Source organism: Hoeflea sp. 108, from assembly GCF_000372965.1.
Taxonomy (GTDB): Bacteria; Pseudomonadota; Alphaproteobacteria; order Rhizobiales; family Rhizobiaceae; genus Aminobacter.
This window is the reverse complement of the sequence record NZ_KB890025.1, coordinates 138,740-156,683: the sequence shown is the minus strand read 5'-3', so window position 1 is coordinate 156,683 and position 17,944 is coordinate 138,740. Positions and strand designations below refer to the sequence as shown.

Annotated in this window: 10 protein-coding genes; 4 read left to right on the top strand and 6 right to left on the bottom strand. The window is 61.5% G+C overall.

What is annotated here, in order from left to right; translation table 11 throughout:
* Window positions 1–285: 285 nt before the first annotated feature.
* Both B015_RS0126715 and B015_RS0126710 read left to right on the top strand, forming a co-directional pair.
* On the top strand, window positions 286–6,777 hold the full coding sequence (locus tag B015_RS0126715; protein ID WP_026227767.1) for a type I polyketide synthase: 6,492 nt from the start codon (window positions 286–288) through the stop codon (window positions 6,775–6,777).
* A gap of 164 nt (window positions 6,778–6,941) precedes the next feature.
* Window positions 6,942–7,169, top strand: coding sequence for a hypothetical protein (locus B015_RS0126710; protein WP_018430827.1), 228 nt, complete (start codon window positions 6,942–6,944; stop codon window positions 7,167–7,169).
* Between the two features lie 459 nt (window positions 7,170–7,628).
* Here B015_RS0126710 and B015_RS0126705 read toward each other — a convergent pair whose 3' ends face one another.
* The 6 genes from B015_RS0126705 to B015_RS0126675 form a co-directional block, all read right to left on the bottom strand.
* Entirely contained in the window at window positions 7,629–8,831 is a 1,203-nt protein-coding gene (locus tag B015_RS0126705; protein WP_026227766.1) for a glycosyltransferase, read from the bottom strand.
* Window positions 8,828–9,814 carry a polysaccharide deacetylase family protein gene (locus B015_RS0126700; protein ID WP_018430825.1) on the bottom strand — a complete coding sequence of 329 codons (987 nt, stop codon included), beginning with the start codon at window positions 9,812–9,814 and terminating at the stop codon, window positions 8,828–8,830. Before B015_RS0126700 ends, B015_RS0126705 begins: the two co-directional genes overlap by 4 nt.
* Window positions 9,815–9,830: 16 nt before the next feature.
* The gene (locus B015_RS33455; RefSeq protein WP_157632928.1) at window positions 9,831–10,292 is read right to left on the bottom strand and encodes a hypothetical protein; all 462 of its coding nucleotides are present in this window, start codon (window positions 10,290–10,292) and stop codon (window positions 9,831–9,833) included.
* Window positions 10,293–10,471: 179 nt separating this feature from the next.
* Window positions 10,472–11,473 (bottom strand): glycosyltransferase, encoded by a 1,002-nt coding sequence (locus tag B015_RS0126690; protein WP_198292917.1) that lies wholly within the window; start codon window positions 11,471–11,473, stop codon window positions 10,472–10,474.
* A gap of 424 nt (window positions 11,474–11,897) precedes the next feature.
* On the bottom strand, window positions 11,898–13,424 hold the full coding sequence (locus B015_RS0126680; protein ID WP_157632927.1) for a hypothetical protein: 1,527 nt from the start codon (window positions 13,422–13,424) through the stop codon (window positions 11,898–11,900).
* Between the two features lie 284 nt (window positions 13,425–13,708).
* Window positions 13,709–14,665, bottom strand: coding sequence for a glycosyltransferase family 2 protein (locus B015_RS0126675; protein ID WP_018430820.1), 957 nt, complete (start codon window positions 14,663–14,665; stop codon window positions 13,709–13,711).
* A 581-nt stretch (window positions 14,666–15,246) separates the two neighbouring features.
* Between B015_RS0126675 and B015_RS0126670 the strand changes: the two genes are divergently transcribed.
* Both B015_RS0126670 and B015_RS0126665 read left to right on the top strand, forming a co-directional pair.
* Window positions 15,247–16,812 (top strand): GMC family oxidoreductase, encoded by a 1,566-nt coding sequence (locus tag B015_RS0126670; protein WP_018430819.1) that lies wholly within the window; start codon window positions 15,247–15,249, stop codon window positions 16,810–16,812.
* Window positions 16,813–16,828: 16 nt separating this feature from the next.
* On the top strand, window positions 16,829–17,692 hold the full coding sequence (locus tag B015_RS0126665; RefSeq protein WP_081623578.1) for an SDR family NAD(P)-dependent oxidoreductase: 864 nt from the start codon (window positions 16,829–16,831) through the stop codon (window positions 17,690–17,692).
* Window positions 17,693–17,944: the final 252 nt, after the last annotated feature.

Here is a 17,944-nt window from a genome sequence, read left to right as displayed (position 1 = left end):
TTAGCCTCCCAATATTAAACAAAGATCAAGCCAAGTTTTGCTGGTATGGTTTCCACGGGAGGCTCCGGGCGATGACGCCTCGCCGATCGCCGACGGAGAAGCCGCCGGTGGCCACGGATGTGCCGACATAGGTTCGTAACCAAGTTTGCATATGTCATAAATGAATTCGTGACAGCTTAAGTTCGAAGAACTAGAAACAACTTGGGATAGAAGCGGCTGCTCGCGAGCTGCTGGTGCCGCTGGTGGAAGGGTGGGGCAGCCGAACTGCCCGGCAGCAGAGCGGATATGGTCGACGACACGGATCAGAATTCTCCAAACGATATTGCGATAGTTGGGATGGCCCTGCGTGTGCCGGGCGCCCGCAACGTGCACGAGTTCTGGCAGAACCTGCGCGGCGGGGTGGAGTCGATCCGCAATCTGTCCGAGGATGAATTGCTCAAGGCTGGCGAAGCGGCCGACCGCATGCATCATCCCAATTACGTGCGCCGCACCGCCGAACTGCCCGACATGGAAATGTTCGATGCCGATTTCTTCGGGCTGAGCCCCAAGGAAGCGGCCATCATGGACCCGCAGCACCGCCATTTCCTCGAATGCGCCTGGGAAGCCATGGAGGATGCAGGCCACACGCCCGACTCCAATTCCGCCCCCGTTGGCGTCTTCGCAGGCTGCGGCATGGGCAGCTATTTCTACTTCAACGTCTGCAGCAACCGCCAACTCGTCGACCAGGTCGGCATGTTCCTGTTGCGGCACACGGGCAATGACAAGGACTTCCTGGCCACGCGCGCCTCGTTCAGCTTCGATCTTCGCGGTCCGAGCGTGAACGTGCAGACGGCGTGCTCAACCTCGCTCGTTGCCGTCCACTATGCCTGCCAAAGCCTGCTCAGCGGCGAATGTGACATGGCTCTGGCCGGCGGCGTGACGATCGAGCTGCCGCATCGGCGCGGCTACATGTTCCAGGAAGGAGAAATCCTCTCGCCCGACGGGCACTGCCGCGCCTTCGATCACCGCGCAGCCGGTACCGTATTCGGCAGCGGCGCCGGCGTTGTCGTCCTGCGGCGGCTGTCGGATGCACTTGCCGACAACGACATCATTCACGGTGTCATCAAGGGCACTGCCATCAACAATGACGGCGGCTCCAAGGCGGGTTATCTGGCTCCCAGCGTCACTGGACAGGCCGAGGCTATCATCGAGGCACAGGGACTGGCCGGCGTTTCGGCCGAAACTGTCCAGTACATCGAATGCCATGGCACGGGCACCTATCTCGGCGATCCGATCGAGATCGAAGCACTGACCCAGGCATTCCGCCAGAGCACCGCCAAGACCGGTTTCTGCCGCGTAGGTTCGGTGAAGTCGAATATCGGCCATCTCGACACTGCCGCTGGCGTCGTCAGCCTCATCAAAGCGACCCTTGCGGTCAAGAACGCCGAAATTCCGCCGACGCTGGGCTTCGAGAAGCCCAATCCGGCAATCGACTTCGCCAAGAGCCCGTTCATCGTCAACGACAGGCTGACCGAGTGGCCAAGCACCGGCGGCGGATTGCGCCGTGCCGGCGTGAACTCACTCGGCGTCGGCGGCACCAACGCCCACGCCATCGTCGAACAGGCTCCCAGGGCAGCCAATGCCGGCGGGCGCCCGAAACCGGCTGACGATGAGCCGACCGTGCTCATTCTGGCCGCCAAGCAACGCAAGGCGCTCGACGATGCCGCCCAGCGGCTTGGGGACGCGCTCGCCAGCGATGCCGAACTGGCGCTCGACGACACCGCCTACACACTTCATGCCGGGCGCAAACATTTCGAACACCGGCGGATCGTGGCCGTCCGCGGCAGGGCGGACGCGGTGGCGGCCCTCACCCAGCCAGATCTCAAGCGCGCTTTCACCCACTCAGCCCTGGAATCACCCTCAGGCGCGGTTTTCCTGCTTCCCGGAGGCGGCGCCCAGCATGCCGGCATGGCGCGGCAACTGTATGAACGGGACACCTTCTTCAGGGCCACGGTCGACGAGGGCCTCGGCTATCTCGAGGCAACCGCGGCGGCGGAAATCCGGGCTGTATGGCTGGGCGACGCAGCCGAATCGCGAAGCGGCGCTGAAACATTCCTGCGCCCCTCGGTTCAACTGCCGGCAATCCTGATCGTCGAGATCGCCTTGGCGCGGCTCTGGATGAAATGGGGCGTCAAGCCCGTTGCCCTCATCGGCCATTCGATGGGTGAGAATGCGGCCGCATGCCTGTCTGGGGTGATGAGTTACCGCGACGTCGTCAGGCTGGTCAGGCTGCGCGGCGAGCTCTTCGATACGGTCGAACCCGGCGGCATGCTGAGCGTCCCGCTGAGCCCTGATGCATTGAAGGAACGACTGCCGGCCGAGCTCGACATTGCGTCGATCAATGCGCCGGAACTTTGCGTCGTTTCCGGCCGAGACGAGGACCTCGACCATTTCAAGCAGGCGCTGGAAGCAGACGGCATCGATGCGACGCGCATAACGATCAACATTGCCGCGCATTCGCGCATGCTCGACCCGATCCTCGGGCGCTTCGAGGCCTTCCTGCGCAGCATCGACCTGCGTGCCCCGACCATTCCGATCATCTCCAACGGCAACGGCGAGATACTCGCCGACCGGGATGCAACCGATCCGGCCTATTGGGTCAGGCATTTGCGTTCGACGGTGCAGTTCGCCAAAGGCTTGGCAACGCTCGCGGCTGACCGCAACCGCGTCTACGTCGAGGTCGGTCCTAGCCGCGCGCTTTCTTCTCTTACCAAGGCGCAAGGAAGCATCGACGCGAACCAGGTCATCAACAGCCTGCCCCACCCTGAGGAGGCATGGGACGAGCAGCTGCATTTCCTGGCTGCGGTCGGGCGCGCCTGGGCGACAGGGCTTAAGGTCGACCTCGACAAGCTGTGGGCACAGCGCGAGCCCCGCCGCGTCACGCTCCCGACCTATCCGTTCCAGCACAAGCACTATTTCCTCGATCCCGTCGTCTCATCCGGGGCCACGGGCGTGGATGCCGCGCCGATCATCAAGCTGCCCGACATGGCGGATTGGGGCTACGTGCCGATCTGGAAACGGTCGCTGCCGGACTATGCAGCCGGCGCGGAAAAGGACGTGAGGTCCTGGCTGTTCTTCCTCGACGACGCGGGCGTCGGCGCGGAGATCGCCGCAAGACTGCGGCACCGCGGGCACCGGGTCGTAACTGTCCTGGCTGGCGACACTTTCGCCAAGCGCAGTGCCGATGAATACGTGATCTGCCCCGAGGATGGGCGCCCCGGCTACGACGCGCTGCTGAGCGGCCTGCAGGCTGATGGCGCAGTGCCCTCGCGGATCGTGCATCTTTGGCTGCTCACTCAGAAAGAGACGTTCCGGCCGGGCTCGAGCTTCTTCCACCGCAACCAGGAATGCGGCTTCTACAGTCTGCTTTATCTTGCCCAGGCGCTCGGCGATGCCGCCATGACAGGCGATATGCAGTTCACCCTGGTCACGAACGGCATGCAGCGGGTCGGTGAGGAAGCAGTTCCATATCCCGAGAAGGCCACGATCCTGGGGCCGGGCCTGACGATCCCCAAGGAAATGGCAGGCGCCAGCGTCAAGTTGATCGATATCGACCTGCGCGACGCCGCAACTGCAAAGCCGGCGGCCTCGGGCGTGCTCTCGACCTTGTTCGGCGGCAAGCCGGTCGACATGCCGCGACCGGCGATAGACCAACTTTGGGAAGACATCCTTTCCGAGCCGGCGACGGAAGTGGTCGCCTATCGCAATGGCCAGCGCTGGCTCCGCGGTTATGACAAGTTGTCGCTTGCGCCTGCGGACGGAAACTCGGGCCTACGACAGCACGGGGTCTATCTCTTCACCGGCGGCCTCGGCGATCTTGCCCTGGCGATCGCCGGCAACCTTGCAGAGCACTATCAGGCTCGGCTGGTGCTGATCGGGCGCGCGGCGCTGCCGCCACGAAGCCGATGGGATGCCTACCGCAAGATGCTGCCATCGAGCGACCGCCGGCGGCGGGCCCTGGAGGCCATCGAGGCCTTTGAAGCCAAGGGCGCGCAAGTCCTGTATCTAAGCGCTGACGTCAGCAATCCCGACGAGATGGCCGCGGCGCTGACAGCCGCGCGAGCGGAATTCGGCGAGATCAACGGTGTTTTCCACGCCGCCGGCGTGGTGAACGACGAACTGATCCAGATGAAAACGCTGGAGAGCGCCGAGATAGTGCTTGGCCCGAAACTGCACGGCACGGCAGTTCTGGACGAGCTGTTGGCCGATACGAAGCTTGACCTCTTCGTCCTGTTTTCATCGACCAGTACCGATACGGCTCCCGCTGGCCAGGTCGACTACGTCGCTGCCAACGCCTATCTCAACGCTTACGCTGAAAGTGCCGCATCGCGGCAGGACCGGAAGACGGTCGCCCTGCATTGGGGCGTATGGAACGAGGTCGGACTGGCCGCGCGGGCCATGGGTCTTGTCGAAAACAAGGCCGAGACGACCTCCCCGCAGTCAAAAACCATTGGGTCATTCTTCCAGCGCTGGGTCGAGGACGCTTCCGGCATCACCTGGCTCGAAGCCGAGCTCGGCCCGAAAGATCACTGGATGCTCGATGAGCATCGCCTGATCTCCGGCCAGTCCATCCTGCCCGGCACCGGCTACATCGAGCTGATCGCGCAGGCGATCAACGAATACGGACTGGCATTCGAAAGCCAGATCGAAGACCTGGCATTCCTGCGTCCGCTCGATGTCGACGACGGCAAGACGAAGAAGATTCGCGTCCGGCTGGAACCCGTCGACGACGGCTATCGCGTTGTCGTCGTTGCCAGCGTCTCCGGCGACGCCGACGCCGGCTTCCAGAAGCACGCCGAAGCGATCCTCAGATATCGCGCCCGCGCGGTTCCCAAGCCGCTGGATGCCGAGGCCATTGCCCGGCGCTGCGCCGAAAAGCGTGTCGCACCTGCGGGCGAAGCCATGCGCACCGCGCAGGAACAACATTTGCGGTTTGGCCCCCGTTGGCGGGTGCTCCAGTCGCTGGCCCTTGGGGACGCCGAGGCTCTGGCCGAGCTCGAGCTTCCGGCTATGTACCACAACGACCTGGAAGCTGGTGTGCTGCTGCATCCGGCCCTGCTGGACATTGCCACCGGATTTGCGATGGAGCTGATTGAGGGCTACGACCCGGCAGACGTGCTCTGGGCGCCGGCCTCGTATGGACGCATCAAGCTGTTCCGCCACCTGCCCGACCACGTGATGAGCTGGGCTCGGCTGGTCGACAGCACCGAATTCGGCGACGGCTATGCTGCTTTCGACATCACCATCGCCACACCGGATGGCGACGTGGTCGCCGAGATCGAACGCTTTCTGATCAAGCGGCTGGATGACGATGTGAGTTTCGCATCGGTGCGCCCTGCCCACGAAACCGGGGCCAATGCCTCGGGACGGGATCAGGCACAGCCATCACCGGCGATGCTGCAGCTGGCCGCGCAGGTCAGGCAAGGCATTCTGCCGTCCGAAGGCTTCGAGGCGCTGACGCGGGTGCTGTCAGCCGGCAGGCCACAGGCCATCGTCAGTTCGATGGACCTCAAACTGCTGCGCGAGCAAGCCTCGCGCGTCGCCGCCGGTCCCACGGCCGGCGCATTGTTCGAACGCCCGGCCCTCGACAGCGACTATGTCGCTCCGCGCAACGAGGTCGAACAGACGCTCGTCGGCTTCTGGCGTGAATTGCTCGGCGTCGAGCAAATCGGCATTCACGACAACTTTTTCGATATCGGTGGCCACTCCCTGATCGCCGTCCGGCTGTTCAGGATGATCAAGAAGGAATACGGGCTGGACTTCCCGATTTCGGTGTTGTTCGAAGCGCCGACGATCGCGCAGTGCGCCGAGCTGATTGCCGCGCAGCGCCCAGATGCAGCCGAGGCCAAGAGCACCGGTGCCGTCGCGGACCAGAAGGTGAAGGCTGCGACCACCCATCTCGTGGCAATGCATCCCGGACAGAACCCTGGCGCGACGCCGTTCTTCATCTGCGCCGGTATGTTCGGCAACATTCTCAACCTGCGCCACCTCGCTCTGCATATCGGCGCAGACCGGCCGGTCTACGGACTGCAGGCCCGTGGCCTCTACGGCGACCAGGAGCCGCATGAGACCTTCGAGGAGATGGCGAGCGCCTGCCTCGCGGAAATCCGCACGATCCAGCCACAGGGCCCCTACCTTCTGGGTGGATTTTCGGGCGGTGGCCTGACCGCTTACGAAATCGCGCGCCAGCTGACCGCCGACGGCGAAGAAGTCGCGCAACTGGTGATGCTCGATACGCCCTTGCCCACGCAGCCGCCGCTTTCGGCTTTGGACAAGGCCAGCATGAAGCTGCAGGACCTGCAGCGCGAACGTGGCGCGTTCTTCACCAACTGGATCCGCAACCGCATCCGGTGGGAACAGGAAAAGGCTCAGCGCCGCGATGCTGCCCAGCAGCACGTCTCGGCGGAGAACTTCCACAATCAGAAGATCGAAACGGCATTCCGCCAGGCTTTGGAGCTCTACGACGTCCAACCTTACGCTGGTCCGGTCACATTGTTCCGGCCCAAGGGTGTCGTGCTGTATCGCCTGAGCGGCGGACGCAGGCTTCAGGAAGGACGAACGATCTTGCTCGACGACAATGGCTGGACGCCGTTGATCGCCGACCTTACAGTCATTGAAGTTCCAGGCGACCACGACAGCATGGTGCTCGAGCCCTTCGTGCGCGTGCTTTCCAATCGCCTACGTACGAGCATCCGCACTCCCAGGCAGGATGCTCCCAGCCGACTTGCCGCAGAATAGTCCCCCCCTTCTGCCGCGGTCGAATTAGGACTGTGTTTAGGAATTGGTAACGCTAGCCAGCGACATTGGCAGACGCTATTGAAGTTGCGGAAGCGTTATCGAATCAGTCTGTACAGATTTTCGCCTGTTACTTCCGTATTTGATCGCTCCCCAGGGGACACAGCGTGCTTATCGCCTTGGCGCTTTTTGTCGTAGGATTTTTCATAGGCCGCAGGACCACTGTGGTGTGGGTGATCCCTGTTGCGGTCGCCTGTACGGCTCTGGTCTTCGCGATCTGGGTCGCTCAGGACGAACTAAGCTGGTTCAAGCTGGCGATTTGGTTTGGCTACATGGCAGCGCTCAACACCGGATACCTTTTCGGTGCATCCGTTGTGCAGGCAACAAGGCGCTGACACTAAGCAAATTTCCTTGACGCTCGCGGCCGCCAGTTCACCAGAACCAGATCGGCTTGCCAGCCACATATATCAAAGCCACCCACCAAACATAAGTGAAGACAAACGATGCTATGGCTGCCGGCAGCAATTTTGCTGCGGGCGCGGACGCTCTCGTCAACATTCGGTTTACCCTGTACCCAAAAAACCCCGATAACCTATTATTAACCAATATATTTTCCGGAGTGAACCCGCGTAAGCATATTTGATCATGCTCTACATATAACGTAATATGTCTAATGCCGAATATTTGAAGAGCCAAGCATGAGCGAGGCACACATCTTGCGCTAGGCACCCCGAAAGACTCTGCCTGGATTCAGATTCCGAGATGCCGCGAAGTCACCCATACCGGCTTCTTCGATGTACACTTCAGCGCCAGGATCGACCGGTGCGTAGTACTTTCGAGCTAGCCCCGACGGATCATTCGGCACCAGCCGAAGCCGCGAAGAGATCCCGCATGCGCCTTGCCGCAAGCTTGGGATCATGGTTGGCAAGCACCACCCCTCGCCCGGTATTTCCCATCACCTGCAAGGCATCGTAATCGGCAAGCATGGCGTCGATCGCATCGGCAAGCGCGACAGGATCGCCTGAAGGTACGAGACGGCCATTTTCGCCGTCGCGGACGAGTTCAGGAATACCGCCCACCGACGTCGCGACGACCGGACGGCGCATCGACAGCGCTTCGATAAGCGCCATGGGAATGCCCTCGCCAAAACTTGCCAGCACCGCCATGTCCGCCCGCTGCACGAAGCCCGAGACTTCGCTGGGCGCGCGCGCACCTGCCATGGTCACCACATCGTTGAGCTGGGACTGCTCGATCTGCGCTGCAATCTCCGCCGCCAACGGGCCTCCGCCAACAAGCGTGCAATGAAATGCCCGCCCTCTCATGCGCAGCATCTGAAGCGCTTCGAGCAGGATACGATGGCCCTTTTCCTCCGAAAGACGTGCAACGCACACCATCCGGTTCGCATGCGGCAGCGGTGCCAGATCATCTTCATCGGGCACAAGGTAGCCGCAGCGGACGACATGCACCTTGTCGTCAAAGGCTTCAGCGCTGCTGCGCAAGAGCTGGGCCTTGCCGAAGTCGCTGATACAGACAGCAAAGGCACAGTCGCGCAGCTTGTCGGCATGACGAAAGATTTCCGGCTCGTCGAGATCGATGCCGTGGAAGGTGATGCTGAATGGAATGCCGGCAAGCCTGGCCGCTATCGCTGCCGTATTGGATCCAGAATTGCCGAAGTGGCAATGCAGGTGGTGGGCACCGTCGCGCACCATCCACCATGCCAACAGAACCGCTTCGCCCGCATAGGCCAGCCATTTGAGCTTCTGCTTGGTGCCGGGCGGCGTAACAACGGCATCGAACAGCGCCGAAAACAGCCGCAATGGCCGCGTCAGCAGAGCCCACAGAAAGGCTTTGACTATGGCAAGGATCGGAGGTGGAACGAGCCAGCGCGTCTTGGCGGCCTCGGCCGCGGCGACATCGCCAAGAATATCGCCAGGCTTGGCCTGCCGAACCGAAAAGCGCAGCACCTTCACGCCGAGGGCTTCCACGCCAAGGATTTCGTTGGTGATGAATGTGTGGCTCAAGGCCGGATAGCGGCTGGCGAGGTAGGCTACTCTCATGCTGCCCTTTTCCTTGCAAACAGCCGTTGCGACACGCCGCTCAATTCCATGCGAAGAAGGGCGTCCGATGCGCTCCCGTCGCGGGCGGCAAGCCGATCCTGGTTTATGAACCAGCGCCTTACTCGCAATTTATCGAATGTCGGCGGTTCGTTCGTCCCGGGCTGCAGCGACGTCGCGTAGCCGTAGCCCGCCACCACCACTTCGCGGTGAACGCGATCGTCGCTGTCCCCGTTCGGATAGCAGAGGCCGACAATCTCTCGGCCGCAAAGATCGGCCAGAATTCTTCGAGACCTGTCGATCTCGATCGCCAGGGTGGCGTCATCGCATTGAGGCAGCAACGGGTGGGTCATCGTGTGCGAGCCAATCTCGTGACCCGCATCGGCAAGAGCCCTGACCTGGGCCGACGTCATGATGTGGTCGTCATCGACGATGGGGAGTTCACCGGCGCGGCTGCGCAGACGTTCAACCCAGGCTGCCCTCTCCTGCGGGGAAAGCCCCTTGGCCTCGGCAAGCACCTGCTTGGCTGTCGGCTCATCCGCCGTCGCCAACATGCGCCAGGCAGCCCCCATCGTATCGTACCAGGGCAGCTCCTCGCTATCGACGAGGCCGGCAATGACATAGAAGGTCCCCCGCAGGCCAAATTCATTGAGGATCGGCGCTGCATAGCGAAAGTTGTCACGGTAGCCGTCGTCGAAGGTGATCGCCGCAAGCGGCCGCGCCGGCCTGTCGCCGCTCTGCCACTTCGAAAGTGCAACATCCAGCCGCTCGACCGTGTAGCGCTCCGCAAGCAGTCGACAGTGGGCGCGAAACACCTCCGGCGTCACCACGAGATCCGGATCGTGATATGCCTTGCGCTGCTCCTCCGGCAGAACCCGGTGATAGCACAACACAGTCAGCGTGTTACGCAAAGAGCGCTCGGCATAGCGCAACACTCCAGCCGTCGCCGCAAGCTCCGCCAGAGCGCTCCTGATCAATGCCTTCATCAAGCGATGCCACCCATCAGCGCGAATTACCTGGGCCGAATTGGCCGTCGCGGCCAAGGCCTGCCTGGCCCGCCGACGCATCGTCCACGGCCTGCGGTTTCGGCGCGGTGAAGTTCGCGACGACGACGCGCAGTTCATCGACCAGAGCTTGCTGGCGCCTCAGTTCCTCGACGCGACGGTGATAGCCGGAAATCGTTGCGGCGAGGCCATCCATCCGGCTCGACGATCCGCCTCCCGCCTCATCGTTTTCCATGGCTTCGGCAAGGAACGCAGCATCGACGGTCGCCGCTTCGTAACGGCGATGCAAGCCGCTCCTCTCCGCCTCTATTGCCGCCGACACGTGATCGAACGAGGTTTGAAGTTCAGCAAAACGCCGCGCATCGGTTTGACGATCGCGATCCGGTCCCCGCAACTTCAGGCCGACTAGAAACGCCACTGCCGTCCCCCGCTGTTCGGAAACGATAAGCTTGGCGTCCAACCAAGTCTGGAACGCCGGTTTCGAAGATTATCGGACCGCTCATGCCGCCTGATGCCATCCGACTATAGTGCAGCCATGACGATAAAAACAACTTTGGATCAGGCAAATTTGAGGGTGTTGCCAATTGCATGACCGGCCGCCGCCAATCCGAGCGCCCCGCCAGTGTCCGCTTCAGACGGTTACTTGTATTCTATGATGAGCTGGCGGCGCCTGAGATACCGGTTGAGGTGGAACTGGACGACGCCCTGCAATTCCGGAAACTTGCCAAGCATGCCGAAAGCTGCAGCCACCCATTTGGTCGTCGCATCGTCACCATCGGCCCTGCGGGCAATGCGTGCGATCTGAAGCGGATATAGCCCCAACAGGGCAAGCGCTATCGGCGAAACCAAACTGCCAACCAGGGCAATTCCAGGCAACGCGCCTCCCCAGAACATGGCCCTTGCCACGCTTCGCTGCCAGATGCCGAAGGATGAACCGCGATGAAGCTGCGAAACCTCGGCAAAGGCATGCCCGGCCCGGACGTTGCGTCGCCACCACTGACCGATGCGTGTGATGTTGGCATCGTGCCAGGTCATCTCTTCTCCGACACGCCAGATCTTCCAGCCCTTTTCCCTCAGTCGAACGCACAGTTCCGGCTCTTCGCCGGCAATCAGCGCCGGGGAAAAGCCGCCAACCTGCCGGAAAGCATCGGCTCGGATGAGAAAATCGCCGCCGCTCTCGAGTATTTCGCCGACCGGCGCGTCCCACTCCCGGTCGCAGAGCGCATTGTAGACGGATCGCTCGGGAAATCGCTCGCGCCTGCGCCCGCAGACAAGCGCCACATCCGCGCGCTCTTGCAGGAAGAGGCTGGCCTTTCCGATCCAGTCGGGCCGCAACTGGCAGTCGCCATCGATAAACTGGACGAAGCTCAGGTTGGGATCGAGGGCCGACAGCCGCTCGAAGCCGGCGTTGCGGGCGCGCGCGGCGGTAAACGGAACGGACATGTCCAGTGAGAGCACTGTCGCCCCCATGCGCTCGGCGGCAGCGACGCTGCCGTCGCTCGATCCGGAGTCGACATAGACCGTGAGAGCAAGCGCCGAGCCGATCGAATTCAGGCAGTCGACCAGCCGTTGGCCTTCATTGCGGCCAATGACCACGACGCCGATGCGCCCCGATTCTGCTGGTTGTCCGCTCGTGGTCACTCGTCCCCCATCCCTGCCCGTCCAGCACGACGCGCTCAAATTGCCGGCACCTTTTTAAGCTCTGGCTACAATGCGAAAATTAATGTATTTTAACATTAATGAATTGTTAAAGACTGCTTGCCTGCTTCCGTTGCGTGCGTTGAACGAGATGTAGCCGGTTCGATCATGAGTTACTTGTTCGCAGTTGTGTTCATATCAGCGTATATGATTCCAGCCATATATGCTGCTGTGCTGACTTTTATGGAAGGCGAGGAGAGTTCGCCTAGCTGGGATTTCGCCAGGCTGATCGGGCTTCTGCTCTGCCTTGTCTGGCCCATCGTCGCTGCGGCAGCGATCTCATATTCGATCTACGCATATTTCGCGCGGCAGGCGGATTGCGCCGCGCAAAGCTCGGCCGTTCCAAGCAGCAAGGCGCCGGTTGCGCCTATTCTCCGCTAGGCTTTCCCGCATTGGCCAGCAGACTCTGAACAGCATCCCATTTCGCGTTGGGCACGCCTTCCGTCTCAAGAAGGCCCCAACTGCCCCATTTCGTGTACTCTCCCATCGAATTGAAGAGCACATACAGGCCACCGCCGGACGCCTGCCAATGTGCGAGGTGCCGCAGATATAGCTCGCCCATTCTGGGGTCGCGATTGGCGGCCTGGAACAGGCCTGTCAGCTTGTCATTGTTCTCGGCCCCCGCATGGCCAACCAGGTGCTGCCCGCCCTCGTAGGCGATCAGCTTGACACCATGGCGCTTGGCAAGCGCGGCCTGCTTTTCGACAAATGTCCGATTTTCGCCGTCGATTTCACTGCCGAGAGCTTCAAACAGCCGGTCCAGCGACCACCCGGAGATCTCACTCGCCTGCTCCGGAGATCCAAGCGAAACGCCAAAATAGGGGGCGATCGCAAGAGCATAGGCGCCTGCCGCGGCGTCTTTCCAGGACAGGATGGTCTCGCTGGTCCAGTCGTTTGCGTATTGCGCGGCCAGCACGCCCCGCACCCGCTCGGCCTGGTCCGCAAACACCTTTTTCCAGATGGCGATCACCTCGGACGACCGTTGCGCATAGAAGCGCAACTGGGCTTCAAAGTCGTTGCCCGACAGCCCAAGGGCAAGCCCGCGCTGGCGCGCGTACTCGGCCTGCTTGAACTGCCCGTTCCAAACCTCGTTCGAATACTCGACATAAACAGGCAGCTCCGGAGCGAGCGTCTCCTTGACCAGCGTTGCGCAGCGGGTGACGTAGTCGTCGTCGGCAAGGTGGGGAATGGTGAACCACGGCGCCGCCTTGGCGGTGCTGGCCAGCTCGATCATGTATTCGAGCGCCACTCCTCCATCAGCCTGCGTGAAGCGGGCCTTTTTCGGCCGCTCGTCCCAATTGCTCACGGCCGAATTGTTGGTCTCCATCCAATCCATGAAGCGCAGCGCCTGCATCCCGCCAAGACGCTGGAGGAATTCCGGCCGGAAGGTACCCTCGGGCTGCTTGTCGCGCGGATAGAGACGAATGTTGCGCACCGGATCCTTCGGATCGGTTTCCAGAAGACGCACAGAGAACGGACCGCCGTTGCGCAGATTTCTGACCTCGTCGCGACCCGGCGACCGGGTTTCGAGCTCCGCGCCGCTGAGGTAGCCGATGCGACCCTTGCCGTCATATAGCAGCGACATCTGCACTGGCAGATGCGAACGCCGCGGCGTGAAAATCAGAAAGCTCTCGATGGTCGTCCCCTTGGGAACGATCGTCGGGTAACCATCGTCGGTCATGGGTGGCAGGGGATCGTCCCAGGTGAACGACGCGCCATCCTTCTGCAATCGCCAGTTCGCCGCGCCAAGGGCCAAGTTGGAAAAGGGATGTTCCGTCGACCAATATGCAAAGCCGGCCAGATTGAGACCGAGCGGCAATGGCTCGCCGCCTCCCGCCTGCGCCCAGGCTGGCAAGGCCGCCGGCCACAGGGCAACGGAGGACAACAGTTGCAAGAGTGTGCGCCTATTCAAGAGCGATCCTTTCCCATGAACTGCCACCAGGGCACCGTGCCGATCATCGCACACGCCTAGACAAGAGGCGTGACCCAAGCCGTACGAAATAGATCGTCGATCCACATCCACGGCTCAACAGCAACGAAATTTACAGTAACGATAGCTGCCTTATCTTCAAGCGAATATTAGGTCGCACTGAAAGCCGATATTGTGTCCTGCATGCTCTCGGCACTCACACGTCTCTTGACGCGCAGCGCCCGATATCTTCGATTGCTGCAAAAGTCCTAGAGACCCCGCAGGAACGCACTGTGTCGAACGAAATCTCGAACGATATATTGCGGATCGCTACGCTGGCGCCGCTCGAGGACTTCCCGCAAGCGCCACAGGCCTTGCCCGGCCAGCCACGCAACGTCAGCCAGCATCATGTATCCGCGCCCATGGTTCTTGATGAAATAGCGCCGGCGGGAGTCGAACCAGTAGGCCGGCCGCCGCGCTGGCGCAGCCCCTCGTCTGGTTACACCGGTCGACTGCCCAACCAGATGCACGACACGGCTCTCTGGCACATGCCAGCATTCCCAGCCGGCACGCTCCGCGCGCAGCGTAAAATCGACTTCCTCGTAATAGAGAAAGTAGTCCTCATCCATGAATCCGATGTCGTCGATGACTTGTGCCCGGACCATCATGCTGGCCCCGGACACCCAGCCCATCCGGGTCGCGACCTTGGGCCGCTCCGGCGCAACGCGCCATCGCGAGAGCAGCCGGGTTACCGGTCCGAAGCGCATCTGACCCTCGAACTCGCTGAACACGGAGGGAAAGCGGAAGGCACAGGCCTGCGGCGTGCCATCAGGATCCTCGAGCAGGCTACCGGCAATGCCCACCTTGGGATTTGCCTGCATGAAGGCGAGCAACGGCAAGATGCCGCCAGGCCGAACAACAGTGTCCGGATTGAGCAGCAGAAAAAAATCCGGCTTGCCGAAATCGGCCAGCACGCGTTCGATACCGCGATTGTTGCCATAGGCAAACCCGCCATTGACCGCCAGCGGCAGCAGGGTGACGTGACCGGACCAACCATGCTCGTCGATCGCTGCGGCGATGCGCTCCGCCGAGCCGTCGCCCGAACATCCGTCAACAACGACTATTTGCGATCCCGCAGGCATGGCGTCGGGGCCATCGAGCGAGGCAAGGCAATCGATCACCAGATCGGCTGTCCGGTAGTTTACAATGACAATAGCAAGCTGCATCGTTCAAGCAGTCTCCTGTCAGAGGCCGATCGCCAGGGACACCGATCCTAGGCGACAAGATGTAAAGCATCCGTCTATCCGGAATAAGACGATTGTCCGGTGCTCGATACTCCCGATCCCTTTTGCATCATCAAGCCGGACGCGATCAAAGCCGGCTACATCCACTTGCGGTTTTGTCTTCAGTCGAACCAAAGCCGGCAAAAAACGTACAGAATTTTTCGCGCAAAGGCCTTGCTTTGGTCAATTCGTTCAAAAGTTCAGGCCGGACATTGTTCGGATAGGATACTCAATTGACTAGCTAAAATGGGACATCTTATAAAGCCAAGGGGTTTCCTAGCAGATTGGTCAAGATGCCGTCGTTCAGGCAGCGTTTGATGCGTTCACGCAGGTGTTTGGGCAGCGTTCACAAGGACGGTCTACCTGGACCGTCGGACCGCATTCCTTGGCTCATGCAACATTCGGTTGCGGTTGGATCTCGTGGACGCTGAGTGCATGCTGGATCACACGCCCACCTGCGGCCTGATTCCCCCTCCTCGGCCCGCAGGCAGGGTTGACGACCTCAGCGAGAGCAGGGTCCACTCATGATCGCTGACATCGTCGAAAAGCAATGGGACGTGATCGTTATCGGCGCCGGTTTGGGCGGCGGCGTTGTCGGTCGGCGCCTCGCTGAACAAGGCCTGTCAGTCCTGTTCGTTGAACGAGGACCTTTTGGGCCCCGGACAGAACAACAGCAATTGCGAACCGATATCGAGGACCCCAACGCACGGCGGATCAGGGGGTTCTGGCCAACCCCGCTCAACGCCAAGATCGACGGTCGGCAGACCTTGTTCTTTGGCCCGGTCGGCTCCGGTGTGGGCGGTTCCTCGGCCTTCTACGCAGCGACCCTCGAGCGCCCCGAAAGACACGACCTCGACGACAGCGCAGCACGGCCTCATCCGACCGGCGGGTGGCCAGAAAAATACGATGCCTACCGGCCGTATTTCGAGGCGGCGGAACGGATGTTCGAAGTTTGCGGCGAAAACGACCCGCTGTCGCCCGACACCGCCACGACCTTGATTCCGCCTCCCGCCCTGACAGAGGGCGACCATGCGATGATCGATGGCTTCAAGCGCAAGGGCCTGAACCCCTACCGACTGCACATGGGCGTGCGCTTCCTTCCGGGCTGCAACATGTGCTTCGGCTACAAATGCCCGCGCACGTGCAAAATGGACGGACGCTCAGCCGGGGTGGAGCCGGCTGTGGCTACTGGCAGAGCAACGGTGCTCGACATGTGCGACGTGCTCGCCTTGCGCGGGTCCAACGGCAGGATCAGCCATATCGAAGCAGAAAAGGGCGGTGAACGGCTGAAACTCCGCGCCAAGCGCTACATTCTTGCCGGCGGCGGCCTCGGCTCCCCGCGGCTGCTGCTCGCATCCCGCAGCGAAGAATGGCCGCACGGATGCGCCAACGGCTCAGGGCTGGTCGGCCGCAACCTGATGTTCCACCTGGCGGAAATGATAGCGATCTGGCCAGAATCTGGAATCAGCTTCAATGGCCCGACAAAAGCCATCGCCCTGCGCGACCTCTATTTCATCGACGGCAATCGTTACGGAGCGGTCCAGGCCATTGGCATCGACGCGTCTTATGGAGAGATCGCCCACTACCTCAAGAACATCTTCGACCGGTCAGCACTTCACAAGCTGAAGCCGCTGCGCCAACTGACCCGCATTCCTGCTTTTATTGCAGCACGGGTTTTCGGTGACGCCAAGGTATTCAGGGCAATCATCGAGGACTTGCCATACCAGGACAACAGGGTCCTGCTCGACGAAACCGACCCCGGTCGCCTGCGTTTCGAATATGCGGTACAGCCGGAGCTGCAGCGCCGACGGCGCGAGTTCCGTCGCCTGCTGAAGCGCAGACTGGGTGGCCAGAGATCGGTGTTCCTCACATTCCAGCCTGAGCTCGACTTCGCCCACGCCTGCGGAACCCTACGTTTCGGCGAAGATCCTGCCACCAGTGTGCTTAATCGCGACTGCCGCGCGCACGAGGTCGAAAATCTCTATGTCACCGACGCCTCGTTCATGCCAACCTCGACTGGTATCAACCCGAGCCTTACCATCGCCGCGAATGCCCTCCGAGTGGCGGACCGCATCTTAGCCCGGATATAGCGACGCATTTGCAGACATGCCCAAACGATCCAGGCCACTACTCAGAAGACTGACCGATGCCAATGACGGCATCCGCACAGGCGTGGCCGTGGTAACTGGGTGCGGTTCCGGGCTGGGGCATGCACTCGCGATCGAGATGGCCAGCCGAGGCATACAGGTCGTCGGCTTTTCCCGCAGTGCGGCCAATTTCCAATCGGCAGGCGACCTCGTTGCGAGCGGTCGACTGGTACCGATGGTCGTGGATGTCGCCGACGACGATGCGGTGAAGTCTGCCTTCGCAAGGATCCGCGCAGAGATCGGCGACGTCACCATCCTGGTGAACAACGCGTCGGTTCACTCCCAGCTCGACTTCCTGCAGGAAACACCGACAAGCTTCATGAAATCCGTCGAGACCAACCTTGGAGGCGCGGTGGCCTGCACCTATTCGGCGCTCCAATGCATGGTCGAAACGGGTATCGGGCGCATCCTCAACGTCGGCACGCTTGTCGACACGACACCCCGTCCTGGTGCGAGCGCCTTTTCCGTCTCGACAGGGGCCACACGAATGCTGACCCTGGCCCTCGTGGCAGATTTGGCCGACCGTTTTCCCAACATCGTGATTTCGCACTGGGTACCGGGCTTGCTTGCCACGGCCATGGGACACTCCGTCGGCCTCGATCCGGCCGTGGCGGCATGCTGGGGAGCAAATCTGGCGCTCTGGCACGACCGCAGCCTGAACGGGGCAACATTCGACCGCGATGCCGAAATTCTTCCAATCCAGCGCTGGAAGAGCCGCGTCTGGGATCGCCTGCGGCTGCGTGGCGCGCCGACGCCACGTCGCCTCGATGCCGATCACGGAGCACGATTGGCGTACGCCTCCGAGACACCCGGCGCCGTTTGAAAGCGCGGCCGTCCATCGCCGCGGACACGTAGCGCCAATACGGCCCAGCCAACGGGCCAAGGCTCAGCCGAGATTCTGCAGCCGACAAAGTGGCACGAGCCCTGCAACGGAGAGTCCGACAACTCTCTGAGAGGGTAAGTATCATGGTAAATTCGTCAAATACTGTGTCAGAATGGGAAATGCGGCGTCTCCGGAAGGCCGCCTACGTATCAATGTGTGTCACAATCGCGTGGTGGATCATCATCTGCGCCA

What these genes read in the sequence shown, in the direction of transcription:
- B015_RS0126665 (WP_081623578.1), top strand. Translation starts at nt 16,829, where the DNA reads ATGCCCAAACGATCCAGGCCACTACTCAGAAGACTGACCGATGCCAAT.
- B015_RS0126675 (WP_018430820.1), bottom strand. Translation starts at nt 14,665, where the DNA reads ATGCAGCTTGCTATTGTCATTGTAAACTACCGGACAGCCGATCTGGTG.
- B015_RS0126700 (WP_018430825.1), bottom strand. Translation starts at nt 9,814, where the DNA reads ATGAAGGCATTGATCAGGAGCGCTCTGGCGGAGCTTGCGGCGACGGCT.
- B015_RS0126715 (WP_026227767.1), top strand. Translation starts at nt 286, where the DNA reads ATGGTCGACGACACGGATCAGAATTCTCCAAACGATATTGCGATAGTT.
- B015_RS0126705 (WP_026227766.1), bottom strand. Translation starts at nt 8,831, where the DNA reads ATGAGAGTAGCCTACCTCGCCAGCCGCTATCCGGCCTTGAGCCACACA.
- B015_RS0126670 (WP_018430819.1), top strand. Translation starts at nt 15,247, where the DNA reads ATGATCGCTGACATCGTCGAAAAGCAATGGGACGTGATCGTTATCGGC.